Source organism: Paenibacillus sp. 01T424, assembly GCF_056398745.1.
Window position 1 is genome coordinate 70,195 of the sequence record NZ_JBFTPZ010000012.1, and the last position, 19,202, is coordinate 89,396.

The window sequence follows — 19,202 nt, forward strand, 5'->3', positions numbered from 1 at the left end:
AACATAAATGATTAACCTCATGGAGCGATTGCTGCTCCTAAATTAGTTAAGGAGTTGACCGAGAGTGTCAGAAGCGTACAAAAAAGCCGGCGTCGATATCGCGGCAGGCAACGAAGCGGTTGAACGGATGAAGAAGCACGTAAAACGGACTTACCGTCCAGAGGTGCTGGCAGAACTTGGCGGCTTTGGCGGTCTGTTCAGCCTTAACAAGGACAAGTACGATGAGCCTGTACTCGTGTCTGGAACAGATGGCGTCGGAACGAAGCTGAAGCTTGCTTTTGCCATGGACAAGCATGACACGATCGGCATTGATGCCGTAGCCATGTGCGTGAACGATATTATCGTACAAGGCGCAGAGCCGTTGTTCTTCCTTGATTACTTGGCATGCGACAAGGTCGTTCCTGAGAAAATCGAAGCGATCGTTAAAGGTATTGCAGAAGGCTGCGTACAAGCTGGCTGTTCACTCATCGGCGGCGAAACAGCTGAAATGCCGGGCATGTATCAAGGCGGAGAATACGATATCGCTGGTTTTACAGTTGGTATTGTGGATAAGAAAAAAATGATCGACGGATCAACTATCGCTGCTGGCGATGCGGTTATCGGTTTTGCTTCCAGCGGTATTCACAGCAACGGCTTCTCGCTCGTTCGCCGCTTGCTGCTTGAAGACGCAGGTTATTCGCTTGATCAAGAGCTTGAAGAGCTTGGCGGCGCGAAGCTAGGCGATGTGCTGATTGAGCCAACACGCATCTACGTGAAATCGGCGCTTAAGCTGGTTGAGCAAGTGGAAGTGAAGGGCATGGCACATATTACTGGCGGCGGCTTTATCGAGAACATTCCGCGGGTACTGCCTGACGGCGTGAACGTTGATGTGGAATACGGCTCATGGCCGATTTTGCCAATCTTCGATTTGATGCAAAATAAAGGCGCGATTACGAATCGTGATATGTTCACGACTTTCAATATGGGTATTGGTCTAGTTGTTGTTGTTCCAGCTGATCAAGCAAATGAAGCTCTTCGCATTGCTTCTGAGCTTGGTGAGCAGGCTTACCGTATCGGAACGGTTACGGAAGGAAGCCGCATCGTAACGTTTACGGGAGCGGAAGTATAATGGGAGCACTTCGCATCGCTGTTTTCGCTTCGGGACAAGGTACGAATTTCCAAGCGATTGTAGATGCGGTGCAGGAAGGGAAGCTCGATGTAACCATCGAGCTTCTTGTTTGTGACAAGCCTGCCGCTCCCGTTGTGGAGCGCGCACGGAAGGCTGGTGTGGACACGTTCCTGTTCACGCCGAAGGAATACCCGTCTCGCGAAGCTTATGAGACGGAAATTATCGCTGAGCTAGCGCGGCGCGGCGTTGAGCTGATCGTGCTTGCAGGCTACATGCGCATTATTACGCCTTTGCTGGTTGAGCCATTTTATGGTCGGATGATTAATATTCATCCGGCGCTGCTGCCGGCATTCCCCGGCGTGAATGGCATCGGGCAGGCGCTTGCGTATGGCGTTAAGCTGACTGGCGTCACCGTTCACTACGTGGACGGCGGCATGGACAGCGGACCAATTATCGCGCAGCAAGCAGTGGAAGTGCAAGGCGGAGATACGGAAGATTCGCTAGCGGAGCGTATTCACGCAGCCGAGCAGGCGCTGCTGCCCGCAGTTATTCAGCATATCGCGAAGGGTCGCGTCACACTGAATGGTCGTCATGTGACAGTAAACGGCTAATATAAGCTCAATTTGGTGCGATAGTGTGAACCGAAACAACACCGATGATGAGACCAATCATATCGGCAAGTGTGGATGCAGTATTTGGAGAAGAGAAATTGTTTGGTCAAATAGATGAGGAGGGATTTGCATGGCAATTCGCAGAGCGTTAATTAGTGTTTCGGATAAGTCAGGAATCGTGGAGTTTTCTAGAGAACTGGCTAGCCAAGGTGTGCAAATTATTTCGACGGGCGGTACATTCAGCCTGCTGCAAAAGGAAGGCATTCCGGTTATCGGTATTTCCGATGTAACGGGCTTCCCGGAGGTTTTGGATGGTCGTGTCAAAACGCTTCACCCGGCCGTACATAGCGGCTTGCTCGCGGTGCGTGACAATGAAGAGCATCAGAACACGATGAAGGAGCTTGGTCTGGATTACATCGACCTCGTTGTCGTTAACTTGTATCCGTTCAAAGAAACGATTGCGAAACCTGATGTTTCCTATGAGGATGCAATCGAAAATATCGATATCGGCGGCCCGACGATGCTTCGTTCAGCTGCCAAAAACCACGCATTCGTAACGGTTGTAGTAGATACAGCCGACTACGGTACGGTGATTGAGGAATTGAAAGCACAAGGCGATACGACGCTTGAGACGCGCAAACGCCTGACTGCCAAAGTGTTCCGTCATACTGCGGCTTATGATTCCCTTATCTCTGATTACTTGACCAAGCAAGTGGGCGAATCATTGCCTGAAACGTACACCGTTACTTATGAGAAGGTACAGGATCTGCGTTACGGCGAGAACCCGCACCAGAAAGCTGCATTCTACAGCAAGCCGCTTGCAGCAGCAGGCAACGTAACGACTGCTGAGCAGCTGCACGGCAAAGAGCTTTCCTATAACAATATTAGCGATGCCAACGCTTCACTCGCAATTCTAAAAGAATTCGATGAGCCAGCGGTCGTTGCTGTCAAACATATGAATCCTTGCGGCGTAGGAATCGGCGCTACAATCCATGAAGCTTATCAAAAAGCTTATGCAGCAGACCGAACGTCGATCTTCGGCGGTATCGTAGCTGCTAACCGTACGATCGGTGCAGACACAGCTGAGCTGCTTGGCGGTATTTTCCTCGAAATCATCATCGCGCCTGACTTCACGCCTGAAGCGCTTGAGATTTTGACGAAGAAGAAAAATATCCGTTTGATGAAGCTGGGAGAGCTTTCGGCAGCTAGTGAGCGCAAGCCGGAATGGCTTGTTACTTCAGTTGACGGCGGTATGCTCGTACAAGAGAGCGACGTTCATTCGGTAACAGAAGCAGATTTGCAGTTTGTAACAGATCGCAAACCGACTGCGGAAGAGCTGAAACAGCTGCTATTCGGCTGGAAAGTTGTTAAACATGTTAAATCGAATGCGATTTTGCTTGCGAAGGACGATATGACGATTGGCGTTGGTGCTGGTCAAATGAACCGCGTAGGCGCAGCACGCATTGCAATTGAACAAGCTGGCGAAGCGGCAAAAGGAGCAGCACTTGCATCGGACGCATTTTTCCCAATGGGCGATACGGTAGAGCTTGCTGCCAAAGCTGGCATCACGGCGATCATTCAACCAGGCGGCTCAATCAAAGACGAAGAGTCGATTGCTGCTGCTAATGCGAACAACATCGCGATGGTGTTCACAAGCGTACGTCACTTTAAACACTAGAACCTGGCGCAGCTATTCAAATAGGCAGCCGCACGTTAACGACAGACAGCTGGCGCGGGCGGCGGCTGCATTTTTTAAAATAAGTTTGTTAGCTTATAAAGGGCTTGTTTTTATTCGTCAAAGCTGCTTCAGCGTACAAAGGTCGCCGAAGGCGTTTTTACTTGTATTTAGTCATTTGGGAGGTTATCGGTTATGCGTATTTTGGTAGTTGGCGGCGGCGGACGAGAGCATGCAATCGTATGGGCGCTTAAGAAAAGCGAGAAGGTAAAAGAAATTTTTTGCGCACCGGGCAACGCAGGCATTGCTCAGCTAGCTGAAATTGTACCGATTGCGGTCAATCAATTTGATGAGCTTATTCAGTTTGCAAAGGATGCTGCAATTGATCTTGTTTTTGTAGGTCCAGATGATCCGCTTGCAGATGGTATCGTAGACGCATTCGAAGCAGCAGGAATCGTGGCATACGGTCCTCGCAAAAATGCGGCTGAAATCGAAGGCAGCAAAATTTTCATGAAAAATCTATTGAAAAAATACGATATTCCTACGGCGAAATATGAAACATTCACCGACTATGAATCAGCGTCCGCTTACCTTCGCGAGCAATCCGCTCCTATCGTTATTAAAGCTGACGGGCTCGCAGCTGGCAAAGGCGTTACGGTTGCAGCTACGCTAGAGGAAGCGGAGCAAGCGCTGCGCGACATGATGGTTGATAAAGTATTCGGCCAAGCAGGAAGCCAAATCGTTATCGAGGAATGCTTAGTAGGGCAAGAGATGTCCATTCTCGCTTTCGTTGACGGTGAGACGGTGCGCGCTATGGTTCCAGCACAGGATCATAAGCCCATCTTTGATGGAGACAAAGGGCCAAATACAGGCGGCATGGGTACCTATACACCGCTGCCTCATATCGATCAAGCCATCATTGACGAATCGATTCAGAACATCATCATTCCAACGGCAAGAGCGATGGTCAGCGAAGGCCGTCCATTCCGCGGCGTTTTGTTCGCTGGTCTTATGATTACGAAGGACGGTCCAAAAACGATCGAATTTAATGCTCGCATGGGAGATCCAGAAACGCAGGTTGTACTGCCTCGTTTGCAAACGGATCTGATCGACATCGTGCTTGCATCGCTGAATGGCAATTTGGATCAACTTGATATTCAGTGGAGCGAGGAAGCAGCCGTTTGTGTTGTTGTCGCATCGGAAGGGTATCCAGCTTCTTATCCAAAAGGTCGAGTAATCACCGGTCTTGCAGAAGCAGAAGCGCAGGGAGCACTTGTGTTCCATGCTGGAACAGCTGAGAAGGATGGGCAATTCGTTACGAATGGCGGACGCGTTCTAGGTATCGTTGGCCGCGGCCGCGACATTGCAGAGGCTCGTGCACGCGCGTATGAAGCGGTTAGCGTGATCGATTTTGAAGGCAAGCAAAACCGAACGGACATCGCAGCTAAAGCACTAATCTAAGTTGCTTAGTACGAAATAAAAATATGGTCTTTCCTTTATTTTGGTCAACCAGAAATCTCTGGTTGGCTTTTTTTTATTTTCGCCTATTTTTGTGCCAAGTGTGTCAAAATCACTCGAAAGGTGTTACTAATTTGTAACTCTATCAATATGCCGCAGCGTTACAATGAATCTATCAGCGAGGAATAGAAGGTGAGTGTAATGAAAAAAGTAAGACAGCGTCGTTTTTTGTTTTTAGGAGTTCTATCGATTGTAGTAATCATGAGCCTCAGTGCTTGTGGGGCAAAAGGCGGATTAAGCTTATCAACGCTTTTGACAGGTGAGAAAAATCCCATTGTAGATAATGGGAACAACGAGAAAGGGCCAGAAACGGGAAGCGGAACCACTGGTGACGGAGATGTCGTTATTATCGGCAACAACGGAGGCAAAGACGGTGATATCATTCATGGCGATGTGGATAATAAGCCAGTCGAACCAGACAAGGGAAAACCTGAAGTTCCTGTAACGGAAAAGCTGGACAAGCCGGATCAAGTTATAGCAGCATCAAAGCCTGACAAAGGTAAAAAACTTATCGCGCTCACGTTCGACGATGGTCCAGACAAGCGTTATACAACCGATATTTTGGATATCCTGAAGGAAAAAGGAGTTAAGGCCACTTTCTTTGTAGTCGGGCAACAAGTTACGAAAAATCCAGAAGTGCTGCAGCGTATTGTAGACGAAGGGCATGCAATTGGCAATCATACAAACAATCATAAGGATTTGTCTAAGCTAGACGAGCAGGGAATTATTGAACAATTTAAAGAAGCGGACAACGCAATTAAAGAAGCAATTGGCATTACACCAGCAATGGTTCGTGCGCCTTATGGGGCAGTATCGGATACGGTTAAAGCATTAGTGAAAGAAAATCATCGTGAACTAATTGGCTGGAATATCGACACGCGCGACTGGGCGGGCACCTCGTCTTCCGATATGATCAAAATGATTAAGAAAGAAGCCAAACCAAATGGTATGATATTAATGCATTCTTTTGGAAGCAAACATGTTAAAAATACGGTACACGCTTTACCTGCTATCATTGATCTTTTGGAAAATATGGGTTATACGTTAGTGACTGCCGATCAATTGGCTTAACTGGGAACATGCACGAGGAGGCTGCAACGTTGGATAACGCAAGTGATAGTAATGTGAGAAATAGGCGTGGACCAATCATGAGATGGAGCTTAATGCTCGGTGGCTTGATTCCACTCCTATTGCTCGCAGCTGGCTGTCGTTATACAGCCGCGCCTGCAGATCTTCTGCAGAAGCCTGCTATTTCACCCGAGAAACAGGCTATCGTGCAGGCAATTGAAAAAAATTTACCGGATTACAGCAAGCTGACACTTCCTCTTAGAGAGGATCATATGGAAGCCATACGCCTCATTGATGTGGACGGAGACGGAACGGAAGAGGCTATCGTTTCTTATTACAATGAATACAGTTCACCTGAGTTAATGGTGTTCAAATATACGAATTCCGTATGGAAGCCGTGGGTGCTCATTCAGCAGCCGCTGGCCAGATTAATCGATTGGCTGAAAATAGAGGATCTCGATAACGATGGTCAAATGGAAATCATGATCGGGTGGATCGGAGCTTTTGACAGTCCGAATGTTCTCGAGATTTATTCGTTTAAATCGAAGCCAGTTCGCAATGATGTCGGCAAATTGACATTGAAGCCTATGGAGACCTTGCCTTATTCTTATGGAGATACGGGCGACATTAATGAAGATGGACGAATTGAGCTTGCGATTATATCGGAGATTGGTACGAATCAAGAAATGGCGCTGCCTGAATTCCATTTAACCATTTACAATTGGATCAACGGGAGCATGCGGGAAATACATACAGAGAACCTGTATAAAGAAGTGAATAGTTATGATCGTTTGCTCATTGGACGGATTTCACCTACTCGTAGAGGTATTATTTTGGAAGCGTCGACCGGCGCGCATAGTACTTATACCACTATGTACGTTTGGGAGCGAAACAAGCTCAGGCTCGTTTATCCGAATCGTTCTATAGGGCAGGAAGGAATTAGCGGAACGCCAACGATGAGCAAGGATATAAATGGCGATGGCATTTTTGAACTGCCATGGACGAAAGAGGCTCCGGGTTATTCAGAGGTTCCTTATTCCGATTCCAAATGGTTGGATGAATGGATGCAATGGGACGGTAAATCTGATTTTGTGAAAATAACAGAGGAATTTTCTGATTATAGTTATGGTATACAGCTTCGTATACCTGAACAATGGTTAGGCCGTTATACGATGCACAGCTTGAACGAGCCGCATGCCCTTGTATCCATCGATTACTGGAATGAAAAATTGAATAAGACAGCCAAGCTGGCGACCTTATATGCAGTACCGCAGAAGCAGTGGGATAGCGTTGAATCAACTTGGAAGCAGCAATCTAAACGATATCGGCAGCTAATGACGGACAGCGGCAATGTTTTTGCGGTTTCATTCGTAGTGGAAGCTCCAGCCGAGTGGCCTGAAGCAGACCGGCAAGCTTTTAGCGAGATGGCAGGGGTAGAAGCAGAGTTTGCATCTTCGCTTACTATCCGTAACGATTAAGAGAGAAAAGCGGGTGCTTTAAGCTATGCGTATATTATTGTTGGAGGACGAGGAGTCCATCCGCGGCTTTGTCCGCATTAATCTAAAGCGCAACGATATGGAAGTGATAGAGGCGGAAACTGGCGAATCAGCGTTAGCGCTTGCAGATACAGAAGGGCCTATCGATATTGCGCTGCTCGACGTTATGCTGCCGACGATCAGCGGGTTTGAAGTGTGCGAGCAGCTGCGTGCCCGCTATCCGCGCATGGGTATTATTATGCTAACGGCGAAGTCGCAGGAAGAGGATAAAATTCATGGGCTGGAGCTAGGTGCAGATGATTATGTGCAGAAGCCTTTCAGTCCAGGCGAGCTTATTGCGCGGATTAAGTCGCTCTATCGGAGAATGAAGCCTCAGCTGGATGATCAGGAGCAAGAGGTTGGTGCTGCATCTGAATCGATTGCGGCAAGTGAGGGAGTGTCCCGTGGCGAAGCAGCGCCTATAGCGGCAGCGACATCTGCATTTAATGTACAGCGTCCGATAGAAGAACAGCAGCCTACGACGATTTATGGAAGCGGGGGCTTTCATCATCAGGAGCTGCATGTACAGCCGTTCCGGCTCTCTGTAGCAGAGCGGAAGCTGTGGAAGCAGGGCAAGGAAATTATTTTGACGCCTACGGAATGGACGCTTGTACGACTATTGATGGAACGAGTCGGCGAGAGCGTCAGCCGAGATCATATTTTGACAGAGGTATGGGGCAGATATTATGTTGGAGATCTTAAGGTAGTGGACGTGAATATTCGAAGAATTCGCCAGAAAATCGAGAAAAACCCATCCGATCCAGCCTTTATTGAAACGGTTTGGGGTTATGGTTATCGGTGGAAGCGGGGCGGCAACGAATGAAAAGCGTACAAACGAGAATGGTGTGGAGCTATTTGCTGCTCATCGTGCTTGTCGTCAGCGTACTTGGTGGCGTGTTCGCAGCATTAATGTGGAACTACTATTACGGAAGCGCGCAGAGCTCCGTTAAACAACGTGCGGAGTCGGCGTTAACACTGCACAGCCGTTCGCTTTCCTCGCTTACAGTGAAGGATCAGGGCGATTATATTTTGCAATACATGGTTGAAAGCGGCACTAGGCTGCAGCTTCTTGACAGCACGGGGCAAATTCGGATCGATTCCGACGGTTTTGCACCAGATATTCGTTATACGACTGCTGACGTAAAGTCCGCGATTGCAGGGACAACGGGAAGCTGGCGGGGAGTTGACCCTTATTATGGAGAGCGGGTCATGTCGGTCACGATACCGCTTTGGAATGAAACACGGGTCGTATCCATGCTTCGTTATTCAGCTTCCTTAAATCAAGTAGATGCGATGGTGAGCTTGCTTATCCGGATGGCAACAGCGGTTGGTATCGGAGTTGTCCTGTTGTTTCTTGGCTTAAGCTTGTTTCTCGCCCAGCGAATCGTCAAGCCGATTCGAGAGCTTACACGAGCGGCGCGCTATATGGCCGAGGGAGATTGGACACATCGGGCTATTCAGCGGAATGATGATGAAATTGGTCAGCTAGCGGAAACGTTTAATGCCATGGTATTAGAGCTTAGCAAACGTGAGAAGCTGAAGGATGACTTTATTTCTTCGATATCCCATGAGCTTCGCACCCCGCTTACATCGATTAAGGGCTGGAGTGAAACCTTAAAGGAAAGCGAGCCTACCGAGGATGATGAAGAGGTAAAGCTGGGCTTATCCATTATTAGCAAGGAAACGGAGCGCTTATCGGGGCTGGTTGAAGATTTGCTCGATTTCTCGAAGCTGTCGGCTAGGACGATGGAGCTGCATAGTGAAGTGCTTGATTTCAATGGTCCGGTTAAAGAAACGGTTAATCAGCTAGGGGTTCGCGAGGAGCATACGCGGGTACGTATTTTGGCTAACTATGGAAAAAGCCCAATTGTTGTTCGAGGGGATGCGAATCGGCTCAAGCAGGTAATCATTAATCTAATTGACAATGCGCTCAAGTTTACACCTGCTGGCGGCACCATTCATGTAGCAACGACCATCGAACAAGATAGCGCGATGCTCACGATAGCGGATACAGGCTGTGGGATTGAAGCAGAGGACTTGCCTCATGTCACTGAAAAGTTTTATAAAGCGAGTACCGGCCATGGCGGATCTGGACTCGGACTAGCTATATGCAAGGAGATCATTGAGCTCCACGGCGGTCAGTTAACCATTGACAGCGAACGTGGAGCCGGAACAATTGTGACGATTCGAGTGCCGATCATGCATGAGGAATAATCCATTCCCTCAGCTGCTTGCGGTGCTCTTATCGTCATTCTTTATAGAACAGCAGCTTGCGGTTCGCATATACAAACGATATCGCAACTGCGATTCCTATAATAAGCAGCAAGGATAGCCAGTGATCCTTTATAAAGGCAATCCATAAAGGCATAGCTTTGCACCTCCTAAAATGTGAATCTGCCAAACATATGGGTAGTATGTCCCGATTAGGAGCAGTATAAAGTTTGCTGGTTTTATTTTCTTTGTGAGATTGACAGGTACAGAGCAGTGATGATATTATGGTTTTAATATTAATTCATAGTATACGGGTAGGAATTATTATATATAGGCTTTCAGGAGGTTATCGGATGGAAAAGCACTTGACGCTGCGACATAACGAGCTTGAGCTTGCGGCAACGCTGCATTACCCTACGGATGGAAATAAAAACGATTCAGAAAAAAAACAAGCCATCATTATTTGCCATGGATTCATAGGCTCTCGCATAGGCGTTGACCGTTTGTTTGTAAAAACGGCTAGAGCGCTTGCGGCGCAAGGCTCTTATGTCCTTCGTTTCGATTATGGCGGCTGCGGCGAGAGCAGCGGTGATTACGGTGCTCTCGGCTTTGATTCCATGGTAGATCAGACTAGAAGCGCGATTGATTATTTATCAAGCATGGAATGTGTTGATCCGCTCAGAATCGTATTGCTTGGCCACAGCCTCGGCGGGGCGGTAGCGATTATGACAGCAGTTAAAGACAAGCGCGCTAAACGTCTTGTGCTTTGGTCGCCTGTTGCTTATCCGTTCAATGATATTGTACGGATCGTAGGACGCAGCAGCTATGACGATGCTGTAACTGGAGGAAGCTCCGATTATCAAGGGTATACGCTGCAACCTGTATTTTTTGATTCGCTGCTTCAACACCAGCCTTTCCAAGCAGCTACTAAATTTGGCGGCGAGGTGCTGCTGGTTCACGGTACTAGCGATGAGCTTATACCTGTCGATTACAGCTTCTTATATCAGAAGGTGTTCTGGACCCGCAATGAGGGCCTTTGCGATAAGGAAATTATTTTTCAAGCGAATCACACCTACTCCGCTCGCAATCATCAGGAGGAAGCGATTCGCGTAACCTCAGATTGGCTAAACGGACTTGATAAACAGCAAGAAGAATGGCATCACTGGAGTATTTAAAGCGGTATGAACAAATAGAAGGGGCAAGTTCTTGTTAACCAAGAGCTTGTCCCTTCTATTTTTTTGCCGCACGTCCATGCGGTGCTAAGACCAAGCTTTYTGTCAGGAAATTGGGATATGATATGAAAAATTTGGATTTTTTAACCTGGAAAGCAACTTATTTGTCGAGACATACGTCCTCAATTGTGTTTAAATGGAAGTAATATGAAAACGAATACAAGCTATGTTTTAGCGGGAAAAGGCAGGTAAACGCATGAATAAAAGAATTCGAAAATCGGCAGTTTTGCTATTATTATCGCTTATACTCCTTATTACAGCTTGCAGTGGAGGGAAAGGCAGCAACGATACACCGACAGAGACAAATGATATTATTGATCCTAATAGTACGGATGAGCCAGTGACAGATCCGACGCCGCTCCCTTATGATGCTCCACTAAGCGGACTGAAGCTGGAAAATGCGGCAACCTCAAGACCGATTGTTGTTATGATTAATAATTTCGCAGCAGCTCGTCCACAGTCTGGTTTAACGAATGCTGATGTCATCTGGGAAGTGCTTGCGGAAGGCGGCATTACTCGTTTAATTGCCGTATTTCAGAGTACGAGCGCAATAACCGATACGATTGGACCTATACGCAGCATCAGACCTTATCTTATTGATATTGGAGACAGTTATGGCGCGGTGCTTGCCCATGCAGGAGCGAGCAATGATGGTTATGCAGTGCTGCAAAGGCAGGGCAAACCTTATTTGGATGAAATCTCGAATGCAGGCAGCTACTTCTGGAGAAGCAAGGAACGCAAAGCTCCCCATAATTTGTATTCAAATCTAGAGAAGCTTCGTACGGGCGCAGAGAAGAAGAAATACAGCATGGACAAGCAGGTTCCGCCTTACACGTTCGCGGAAGCGGGTTCCACAGAGGTTGGTGTCCCGGCAGCCGACATTACAATAAATTTTATGCTCAAAAATTATAACGTCGGATACAAGTACGATTCAGTATCAGGCTTATACAAACGGTCGATAGGCGACAAACCGCATATTGATATGAACAATAATGAACAGCTTTCCGGTACAAATTTGGTTGTTCTTGGAGCGGATCACAAGACGCTTGATAAAGAGGGACGATTGGCCGTCGATCTGACAAAAGGGGGCTCGGCGATTCTGTTCCAGAAAGGCAAAGCGATCGAAGCAGAATGGGTAAGAGCTCCAGATGGAATGATTCGAATTGTAAAGAATGGAGCAGAGCTGCCGTTTGTCCCTGGAAAAACTTTCTTTCATATCGTGCCAAACAAACCGACATTCGAAGGGCATGTAACATGGGTACAAACGTAGCAAGTTGGAGACACTGTTAACAGACGTTGACGGATGAGCTTCCAAGGATCAAAAGGACGCAATCTTGTTACAGGATTGCGTCTTTTTTATATTTTTTATGAAAATCTAAAATTTTTCATAAAACCTTTACATTCTCTTAACAATTCACATGTAAACTATGTTAAGATATTGTGGGCTCATAGCAGTGCGCCTAAACATCAAGTCGTGTAAAGGGGATTACGATGTTCAAGAAAAAGGATATTTTCTTTAAGACGTTCGAAGAAATGGCTGACGCAATTGTCGAGGCTGTGGAGTACTTTGCCAAAGGATTGTCAGACCTATCGGATGTATCAGCTTTCGCCAAGACCATGAAGGAATACGAAAGTAGATGCGACAAGCATGTACACACGATTTTGAAGGAGCTGAACAAAACGTTCATTACTCCGATTGAACGTGAAGATATTATGGCCCTGACGACTTCGCTTGATGATGTGCTTGATGGCATCGAAGCTTGCGCATCTCGTTTTGAAATGTACAACATTCTTGAGAAGGACGAGTACATAACGTTGTTTGGCGATATTCTCGTTCGTTCGTCGCATCAAATTAAGAAAGCAATTTATTTGCTTACAGAACGGAAGCTGCTTGCTATACGCGAGCCAAATATTGCACTTAACGAGCTGGAGAACCAAGCTGATGACCTGCTTCGGGTTTGCATCAAGAGCTTGTTCGCAAATGTTACAGATCCAATTGAGCTGATGAAGCGCAAAGAGATTTATGAGATGCTAGAGCAAACGACCGACTACTGCGAGGACGTTGCCAATACGCTGGAATCGATCATTATGCGTAATAGCTAATCTAGAGAGTGGGAGTCTTTTACAATGGATTTAATGGTTCTATGGATTGTCGTATTTCTAGCGCTTTCGTTTGATTTTATAAATGGATTTCATGATACGGCAAATGCGATTGCAACTGCCGTGTCGACTCGGGCGTTAAAACCTAGAGTTGCAATCGTAATGGCCGCCGTAATGAACTTTGTCGGTGCAATTACGTTTACAGGCGTTGCGGCCACAATTGGTAAAGGTGTAGCCAATCCAGCAGAGCTGGAGCACGGCGTTCCCATAGTTATTGCGGCTCTATTGTCAGCAATCGCATGGAACCTGATTACTTGGTGGTTCGGTATTCCTTCCTCATCCTCACATGCTTTGATTGGCTCCCTCGCAGGCGCAGTAATCGGCGGAGCAGGCATGAGTGCAATTAACAGCGGCGGATTGATCAAGATTGTACAAGCGTTGATTTTTTCACCGCTCATTGCTTTCTCCGCAGGTTTTATCATTATGTGGATTCTCAAGAAAATCTTTGCCAAATCAAGCCCGCATCAGGTGAATAAAGGATTTCGCTTCGGTCAAATTCTGACAGCTGCTTTCCAATCGTTCTCTCATGGTACGAATGACGCTCAAAAAGCAATGGGTATTATCGTATTTGCTCTAGTTGCTTCCGGTATTCAAACCACGATGGACGTTCCACTATGGGTTAAAATTTCCGCGGCGACAGCAATGGCGCTCGGTACCTCAGTCGGCGGCTGGAAAATCATCAAAACGATGGGGACAAAAATTTTCAAAATCGAGCCAATCAACGGCTTTGCAGCTGACATTGGTTCAGCAGCTGTTATTTTGACGGCTACGATGCTTCATCTTCCAGTAAGTACAACACATGTTATTACGTCTTCAATCCTTGGTGTCGGCAGCGCGAAACGTTTCTCCGCTGTTAAATGGGGAGTTGCAGGTCGTATCATCGTTGCGTGGGTTATTACAATTCCCATTACAATCATCATGGCGATGTTTTTCTACTGGATCATTCATTTCTTCTTCCTATAAGAAAAGCTTGAAAAAACGATTACTCTTCGGTAATATAGTGATCTGACTCTTTAAATGAGATAGTGAGGAAAACCTCACTCGCCATGAGCCTAGGCTCATGGGGAATGAGATGTTCCTCACTATTTTTTGTGTTCTCTTCTAACGTTTACCCACTGTGGACAACGTTTATCGAAAAAACGCGAAAATTGCATCTATGCACATAATTAATAACAGCTGTGTATGAGTTCCACATTTGATGATTGTACAGCCGATGCAGCTTCGTTGCTACCATAATATGCGGCAGAATTGATTCGTTTATCTTTTAAATATTTATATATTTTCAGCATAAGCAGAAAACATATGCACATTGTACGAACAGCTGTGTATGGATTGCAAGATAGAAGCTGACGAAAACTGTCGAAGGTTGTACTTGTACACAGTTCACAACAATGATGTACGAATTCGAACGGTTTTTATGTGGACAGACAAGGGAAATGGGTTATCCACAGCTGGATAACTATTTTATTTTCAGTGTGATAATGTGCATAAATGGATGAAATAAAATACACCCCGATCGCTGCGCTATTCGCGGCAATCAGGGTGCTTCACTTTAATAGATGTAGGTTAAATATGTTTAGAATAAACCTTCGAATCCGTGTTTAACGTTTCTTAGGCGTAGTACGGCGACGACGAACTGTTTTTTTGCCTGAGCCGGAACCAGCTCTTGGCTTGCGGCGTTTGCGGCGCTTTGGTTTCCATTCGTCAGAATCATCGTCATCAGATTTGTCTTTTTTGCCGAAGGAGCCCATAAGCACTTTGACTAGCGGAGCCATCTGAGAAACGCTCGACATGACCTTCTGGACCTTTGTCACGGTCGTTAAGATACCGTCGATGCCGCCCAAACGATCGATATAACCTTTAATTTCGCCTAGATTGGCAAGTGAGAAGCCGCTTGCTTTGGTGCTGGTCGATTCTATAAGCTCAGCAGCTGTATCCGGTACAACGACGGGCAGGATATCCTGCGCCTGCTGCGAAGCCGGCGGCATTGTTGGCAGGTTTCCGCCAAAGCTGAAACCGCTCGACTTTGCGCCAGACGATTTGCTGAACGGCTCTTGTGCCAGACGCTGGCCGCCGTGCCAATCGTTTTGCTGGTTGCCGGTACCGGGGTTATTGCGATAGTTCACACGGATCACAACCCTTCTTTTATAACAGTTTATGGAGTAGGCGAACATAAGGATTGGACGAATGTCTCGGGGTGCAGATTTTTTTCTAGATAAATGCCTGCTGCTTGTATGTGAGTTCGCGTCAAATAAGTGGAGCATTTCCTTGCGTTAATTCGGTAATGTTTGAAAAAAACGGGTAAAAAAGTTACAATAGTAGCATTAGTTTTAATAGGAGTGAATTCGCATGCAGCTTAAAAAGCTGAACGATAAAGCAATAGATCAATTATTCGAAGCGGTGCTTACATTGAAGTCAGTTGAGGAATGTTATGTTTTCTTCGATGATCTGTGTACGGTGAATGAGATCCAATCGTTATCGCAAAGACTTGAAGTAGCACGGATGCTCGGAAAAGGCAGCACTTATAATGCGATTGAAGCCGAGACAGGCGCGAGTACAGCAACAATATCGAGAGTGAAGCGTTGCTTGAACTATGGCAATGACGGTTATAAAATGGCTTTAGAACGGCTTGGAAGGTAGGAATCATTCGATGAAGCCAGGCATTCTAATCATTAGCCACGGCTCCAGAGAAGCTGCATGGGTACAGTTAGTCGATGAGGCGATTGCAGCAGCAGCAGCTTCGCCCAGTTTATCAGGTGTTCCAATTATGTCGTCCTTTCTCGAGATCGTGGAGGGACGGCTTATTCAGGATGGCATTGATGAATTAGAGCGGCAAGGTGTTACGGATATGTTCGTAGTGCCGCTGTTCGTTTCTTCGGGTAGTACACATGTGGATGAAATTGGGCAAGCATTTGGTTTTCCATGGGTTTCCGATCTGGAGGGTGACTTAGGTACATTTCGAGTCAAAGCTACAATTCATTATGGTCTCCCAATTGACGATGATCCCCAAATTGCAGAGCTGCTGGCTTCAAACATTGCACCCTTATCCACAAGACCAGAGTCAGAATCGTTACTGCTTATTGGCCACGGAAGCAAAGAAAAGGTATTTCATGAGCGCTGGCAGGAAGGGCTGAAGAAGCTTGGCGAGCGGGTTAGAGGGCTCGGTGGATTTAAGCGCGCAGAGTATGCCATGCTATTGCCAGATCAAGCGGCAGGAAAGCTGGCAGTGATGCAGGCAGCGAATCCACAGGAAGCGGTCATTGTTGTGCCGCTATTTCTGAGCCAAGGCTATTTTACTAATCATGTCATTCCAAATCGGCTTAATGGTTTTGTATATCGCTATAACGGCAAGGCGATGCTTCCTAATGCAGCGATTGAGCAGTGGCTGGAGCATCAGATGATCGACGGTTTACAACGGTTGCGCGAAGAGAAGCATGTCACGTTTACAGAATAAATGTTAGGTTGAATGATTGTTAGGGGTGAACCGAGATGGCAATCAAACGAGCAAGACTTATATATAACCCGACATCGGGAAGAGAAGAAATGAAAAAAAGATTGCCAGATATTCTTCAGCGTCTTGAACAGGGCGGTATTGAGACGAGCTGCCACGCCACGATAGGCGAGGGTGATGCTACGCTTGCAGCGGCTGAAGCCGCGGACCGCGGTTATGATATGATCATTGCTGCAGGCGGTGACGGTACGCTTTATGAGGTTATCAACGGCTTGACGAACAAGGCGAATCGACCTCCGCTTGGCATATTGCCAGTAGGCACAACCAATGATTTCGCACGGGCGATGGGTATTCCGAAGCATTGGGAGTACGCAGTCGACCTTATTATTCAGCAATATAGCCGGCCGATTGATGTCGGTAAGGCAAATGATCGCTATTTTATCAATATTGCTGGGGGCGGCTCCTTAACGGAACTGACCTATGATGTGCCGAGCAAGCTTAAGACGATGATTGGGCAGCTGGCATATTATATGAAGGGCATGGAGAAAATGACCCGACTTCGGCCAACTGAGCTGACTTTTCATGCAGCTGGTGTAGGGGAATTCCATGACGAGTTCATGATGTTCCTCATATGCAACAGCAATTCGGTTGGCGGTTTCGAGCGATTGGCGCCGGACTCCAAGCTTGATGATGGGCTTCTGGACGTCCTGCTTATCCGCAAATGCAATTTGCCGGAATTTATAAAGCTTGTGACGCTTGCGCTGCGCGGTGAGCATTTGAACGATCCACATGTGATTCATTTTCGGACGGATGAACTAAAGGTGACTACACCGGATTATGTGCAAATTAACCTCGATGGCGAATATGGCGGCGTGCTGCCGTGTACTTTTTCGGTGCTGCCGTCGCATTTGCGTATTTTTGCTGATGAGACTGGGGAATCGACTTACCGTTAAGCCCTTATGTATTCGGAAATCTGGGAATGATAAATAGGAACTAGCATGCAACAGCATTGAAGATAGAGCGGAGAGAGTTTATGAACAAAGGTAGAAGCAGAGGCGGCAAAGGCAGATCGCGCAGTGCTGCGGGTACGGGTACTCGTGCAGCGGCGTTTTCAGCAGATGCACCTTTTCAGAAAAATGAAGAAGTCACCGTCGATATTATCGGCCTGACACATGATGGAGAAGGGGTAGGCCGCGCTGACGGCTTTACCCTTTTTATACAGGGAGCACTTCCTGGTGAGCGTGTGCGCGCGAAGGTGATGAAGGTAAAGAAGCAGTATGGTTATGCGAAGCTTGAAGAGCTGATGCTTAAGAGCCCATCGCGTATAGAACCGCCTTGTGATATTTATAAGGAATGCGGCGGCTGCCAGCTGCAGCATTTCGATTATCCGGCGCAGCTGGAGTGGAAACGCCAGCATGTTGTGGATAACTTGATGCGAATCGGCAAACTGAATGTGGATGGTGAAGGCAATCTGTCAGATGGAGAGAATGCGTCTACTGGGATTGTTGTTCACCCTACTGTTGGTATGGACGAGCCATGGCGTTATCGCAATAAAGCATCGGTACCAATCGGCACCAGTTCTAAAGATGGTCAATTAATTGCTGGCTTCTACGCCCGAGGCAGTCATCGAATTATCGATATGGACGATTGTCTGATTGAGCATGAGCATAATGATGAGGTTATTCGTGTCGTGAAGCGAATCGGACGTGAGCTTGGCGCCACACCTTATGATGAGGAAACTGGCCGCGGCGTACTGCGCCATGTGATGGCACGGACAGGCGTTGTCACCGGCGAGATCATGGTCGTGTTGGTCACGAACAGCAGGAAGCTGCCTTCGTCGGATGAATGGGTTAGGCGCATCCGCGAGGAGCTCCCGGGCGTGAAGAGCATCGTTCAAAATGTGAACGAGCGGAATACGAACGTTATATTCGGTGATGAGACTCGTGTCCTCTGGGGAAGCGAGGTTATCTATGATGAACTCGACGGCATTCGCTTCGCAATATCGGCGAGATCGTTCTATCAAGTCAATCCGATGCAAACGGTGGAGTTATATCGTAAAGCGGTCGAGTATGCAGGCTTAACAGGCTCGGAAACCGTTATTGATGCTTATTGCGGCATCGGTACGATATCGTTGTTCCTTGCAAGGCAGGCTGGACGCGTTTATGGCGTTGAAATCGTACCCGAGGCAATCGAGGATGCGGCGCGGAATGCGGCGCTCAACGGCATTACGAACGCCTCGTTCGAGGCGGGCCCTGCGGAGGTTGTTATTCCTCGCTGGCGCAAGGAAGGCATAACGGCCGATGTTATTGTCGTTGATCCGCCGCGCAAAGGCTGCGATCCTGCATTGCTTGAGACGATTCTGGCGATGAAGCCGGAGCGAGTGGTGTATGTGAGCTGCAATCCGTCTACACTGGCAAGGGATTTGCGCGTGCTGGAGGACGGCGGGTATAGGACGACTGAGGTTGTGCCGGTGGATATGTTTCCTTGGACGGTTCATGTGGAGTCGGTAGTTTTACTAAATCGTATAAACAATTGATCGGAAAAGTCTGATCCATATATACGAAAATATAGACATTGAACTAGCTCATGCGAAATTTGCATGAGCTGGTTTTGTGTTTAGAGGAACGGCAGAC

17 protein-coding genes are annotated in these 19,202 nt (G+C 47.3%); 16 read left to right on the forward strand and 1 reads right to left on the reverse strand.

Features of this window, described 5'->3' with window-relative positions:
* Window positions 1-64 precede the first annotated feature (64 nt).
* From purM to AC1DPK_RS12025, 12 genes are all read left to right on the forward strand, one after another.
* Complete coding sequence (purM, locus tag AC1DPK_RS11970) at window positions 65-1,108, forward strand: phosphoribosylformylglycinamidine cyclo-ligase (RefSeq protein ID WP_441884063.1); 1,044 nt, start codon at window positions 65-67, stop codon at window positions 1,106-1,108.
* Window positions 1,108-1,719 carry a phosphoribosylglycinamide formyltransferase gene (gene purN / locus AC1DPK_RS11975; RefSeq protein WP_477510459.1) on the forward strand — a complete coding sequence of 204 codons (612 nt, stop codon included), beginning with the start codon at window positions 1,108-1,110 and terminating at the stop codon, window positions 1,717-1,719. Before purM ends, purN begins: the two co-directional genes overlap by 1 nt.
* A 130-nt stretch (window positions 1,720-1,849) precedes the next feature.
* Window positions 1,850-3,397 (forward strand): bifunctional phosphoribosylaminoimidazolecarboxamide formyltransferase/IMP cyclohydrolase, encoded by a 1,548-nt coding sequence (gene purH / locus AC1DPK_RS11980; protein ID WP_477510460.1) that lies wholly within the window; start codon window positions 1,850-1,852, stop codon window positions 3,395-3,397.
* Window positions 3,398-3,589: 192 nt separating this feature from the next.
* Complete coding sequence (gene purD, locus AC1DPK_RS11985) at window positions 3,590-4,855, forward strand: phosphoribosylamine--glycine ligase (protein ID WP_477510461.1); 1,266 nt, start codon at window positions 3,590-3,592, stop codon at window positions 4,853-4,855.
* A gap of 198 nt (window positions 4,856-5,053) precedes the next feature.
* Complete coding sequence (locus AC1DPK_RS11990; protein ID WP_477510462.1) at window positions 5,054-5,983, forward strand: polysaccharide deacetylase family protein; 930 nt, start codon at window positions 5,054-5,056, stop codon at window positions 5,981-5,983.
* A gap of 29 nt (window positions 5,984-6,012) precedes the next feature.
* Window positions 6,013-7,458: a hypothetical protein gene (locus tag AC1DPK_RS11995; RefSeq protein ID WP_441884078.1), complete on the forward strand. Its 1,446-nt coding sequence runs from the start codon at window positions 6,013-6,015 to the stop codon at window positions 7,456-7,458.
* 25 nt (window positions 7,459-7,483) lie between these two features.
* The gene (locus AC1DPK_RS12000) at window positions 7,484-8,338 is read left to right on the forward strand and encodes a response regulator transcription factor (protein WP_477510463.1); all 855 of its coding nucleotides are present in this window, start codon (window positions 7,484-7,486) and stop codon (window positions 8,336-8,338) included.
* Window positions 8,335-9,729, forward strand: a complete 1,395-nt coding sequence (locus AC1DPK_RS12005; protein ID WP_477510464.1) for a sensor histidine kinase — start codon at window positions 8,335-8,337, stop codon at window positions 9,727-9,729. Before AC1DPK_RS12000 ends, AC1DPK_RS12005 begins: the two co-directional genes overlap by 4 nt.
* Window positions 9,730-10,079: 350 nt before the next feature.
* Window positions 10,080-10,901, forward strand: coding sequence for an alpha/beta hydrolase (locus tag AC1DPK_RS12010; protein ID WP_475446354.1), 822 nt, complete (start codon window positions 10,080-10,082; stop codon window positions 10,899-10,901).
* A gap of 253 nt (window positions 10,902-11,154) precedes the next feature.
* Window positions 11,155-12,228 (forward strand): DUF3048 domain-containing protein, encoded by a 1,074-nt coding sequence (locus AC1DPK_RS12015; RefSeq protein WP_477510465.1) that lies wholly within the window; start codon window positions 11,155-11,157, stop codon window positions 12,226-12,228.
* Between the two features lie 221 nt (window positions 12,229-12,449).
* Entirely contained in the window at window positions 12,450-13,061 is a 612-nt protein-coding gene (locus AC1DPK_RS12020) for a DUF47 domain-containing protein (RefSeq protein ID WP_076271086.1), read from the forward strand.
* Between the two features lie 24 nt (window positions 13,062-13,085).
* Entirely contained in the window at window positions 13,086-14,081 is a 996-nt protein-coding gene (locus tag AC1DPK_RS12025) for an inorganic phosphate transporter (protein WP_076271085.1), read from the forward strand.
* 638 nt (window positions 14,082-14,719) lie between these two features.
* On the opposite strand, the gene AC1DPK_RS12030 is transcribed toward AC1DPK_RS12025, so the two are convergent.
* Complete coding sequence (locus tag AC1DPK_RS12030) at window positions 14,720-15,244, reverse strand: tyrosine protein kinase (protein ID WP_477510466.1); 525 nt, start codon at window positions 15,242-15,244, stop codon at window positions 14,720-14,722.
* Between the two features lie 223 nt (window positions 15,245-15,467).
* Between AC1DPK_RS12030 and AC1DPK_RS12035 the strand changes: the two genes are divergently transcribed.
* The 4 genes from AC1DPK_RS12035 (at window position 15,468) to rlmD (ending at window position 19,105) form a co-directional block, all read left to right on the forward strand.
* Window positions 15,468-15,758: a YerC/YecD family TrpR-related protein gene (locus AC1DPK_RS12035; RefSeq protein ID WP_054026535.1), complete on the forward strand. Its 291-nt coding sequence runs from the start codon at window positions 15,468-15,470 to the stop codon at window positions 15,756-15,758.
* 10 nt (window positions 15,759-15,768) lie between these two features.
* A complete protein-coding gene (locus AC1DPK_RS12040) occupies window positions 15,769-16,572 on the forward strand; it encodes a sirohydrochlorin chelatase (protein ID WP_477510467.1) in 804 nt (267 codons plus the stop codon).
* 41 nt (window positions 16,573-16,613) lie between these two features.
* Window positions 16,614-17,522 carry a diacylglycerol kinase gene (locus AC1DPK_RS12045; protein ID WP_179089927.1) on the forward strand — a complete coding sequence of 303 codons (909 nt, stop codon included), beginning with the start codon at window positions 16,614-16,616 and terminating at the stop codon, window positions 17,520-17,522.
* An 80-nt stretch (window positions 17,523-17,602) separates the two neighbouring features.
* The gene (gene rlmD, locus AC1DPK_RS12050; protein WP_477510468.1) at window positions 17,603-19,105 is read left to right on the forward strand and encodes a 23S rRNA (uracil(1939)-C(5))-methyltransferase RlmD; all 1,503 of its coding nucleotides are present in this window, start codon (window positions 17,603-17,605) and stop codon (window positions 19,103-19,105) included.
* Window positions 19,106-19,202: the final 97 nt, after the last annotated feature.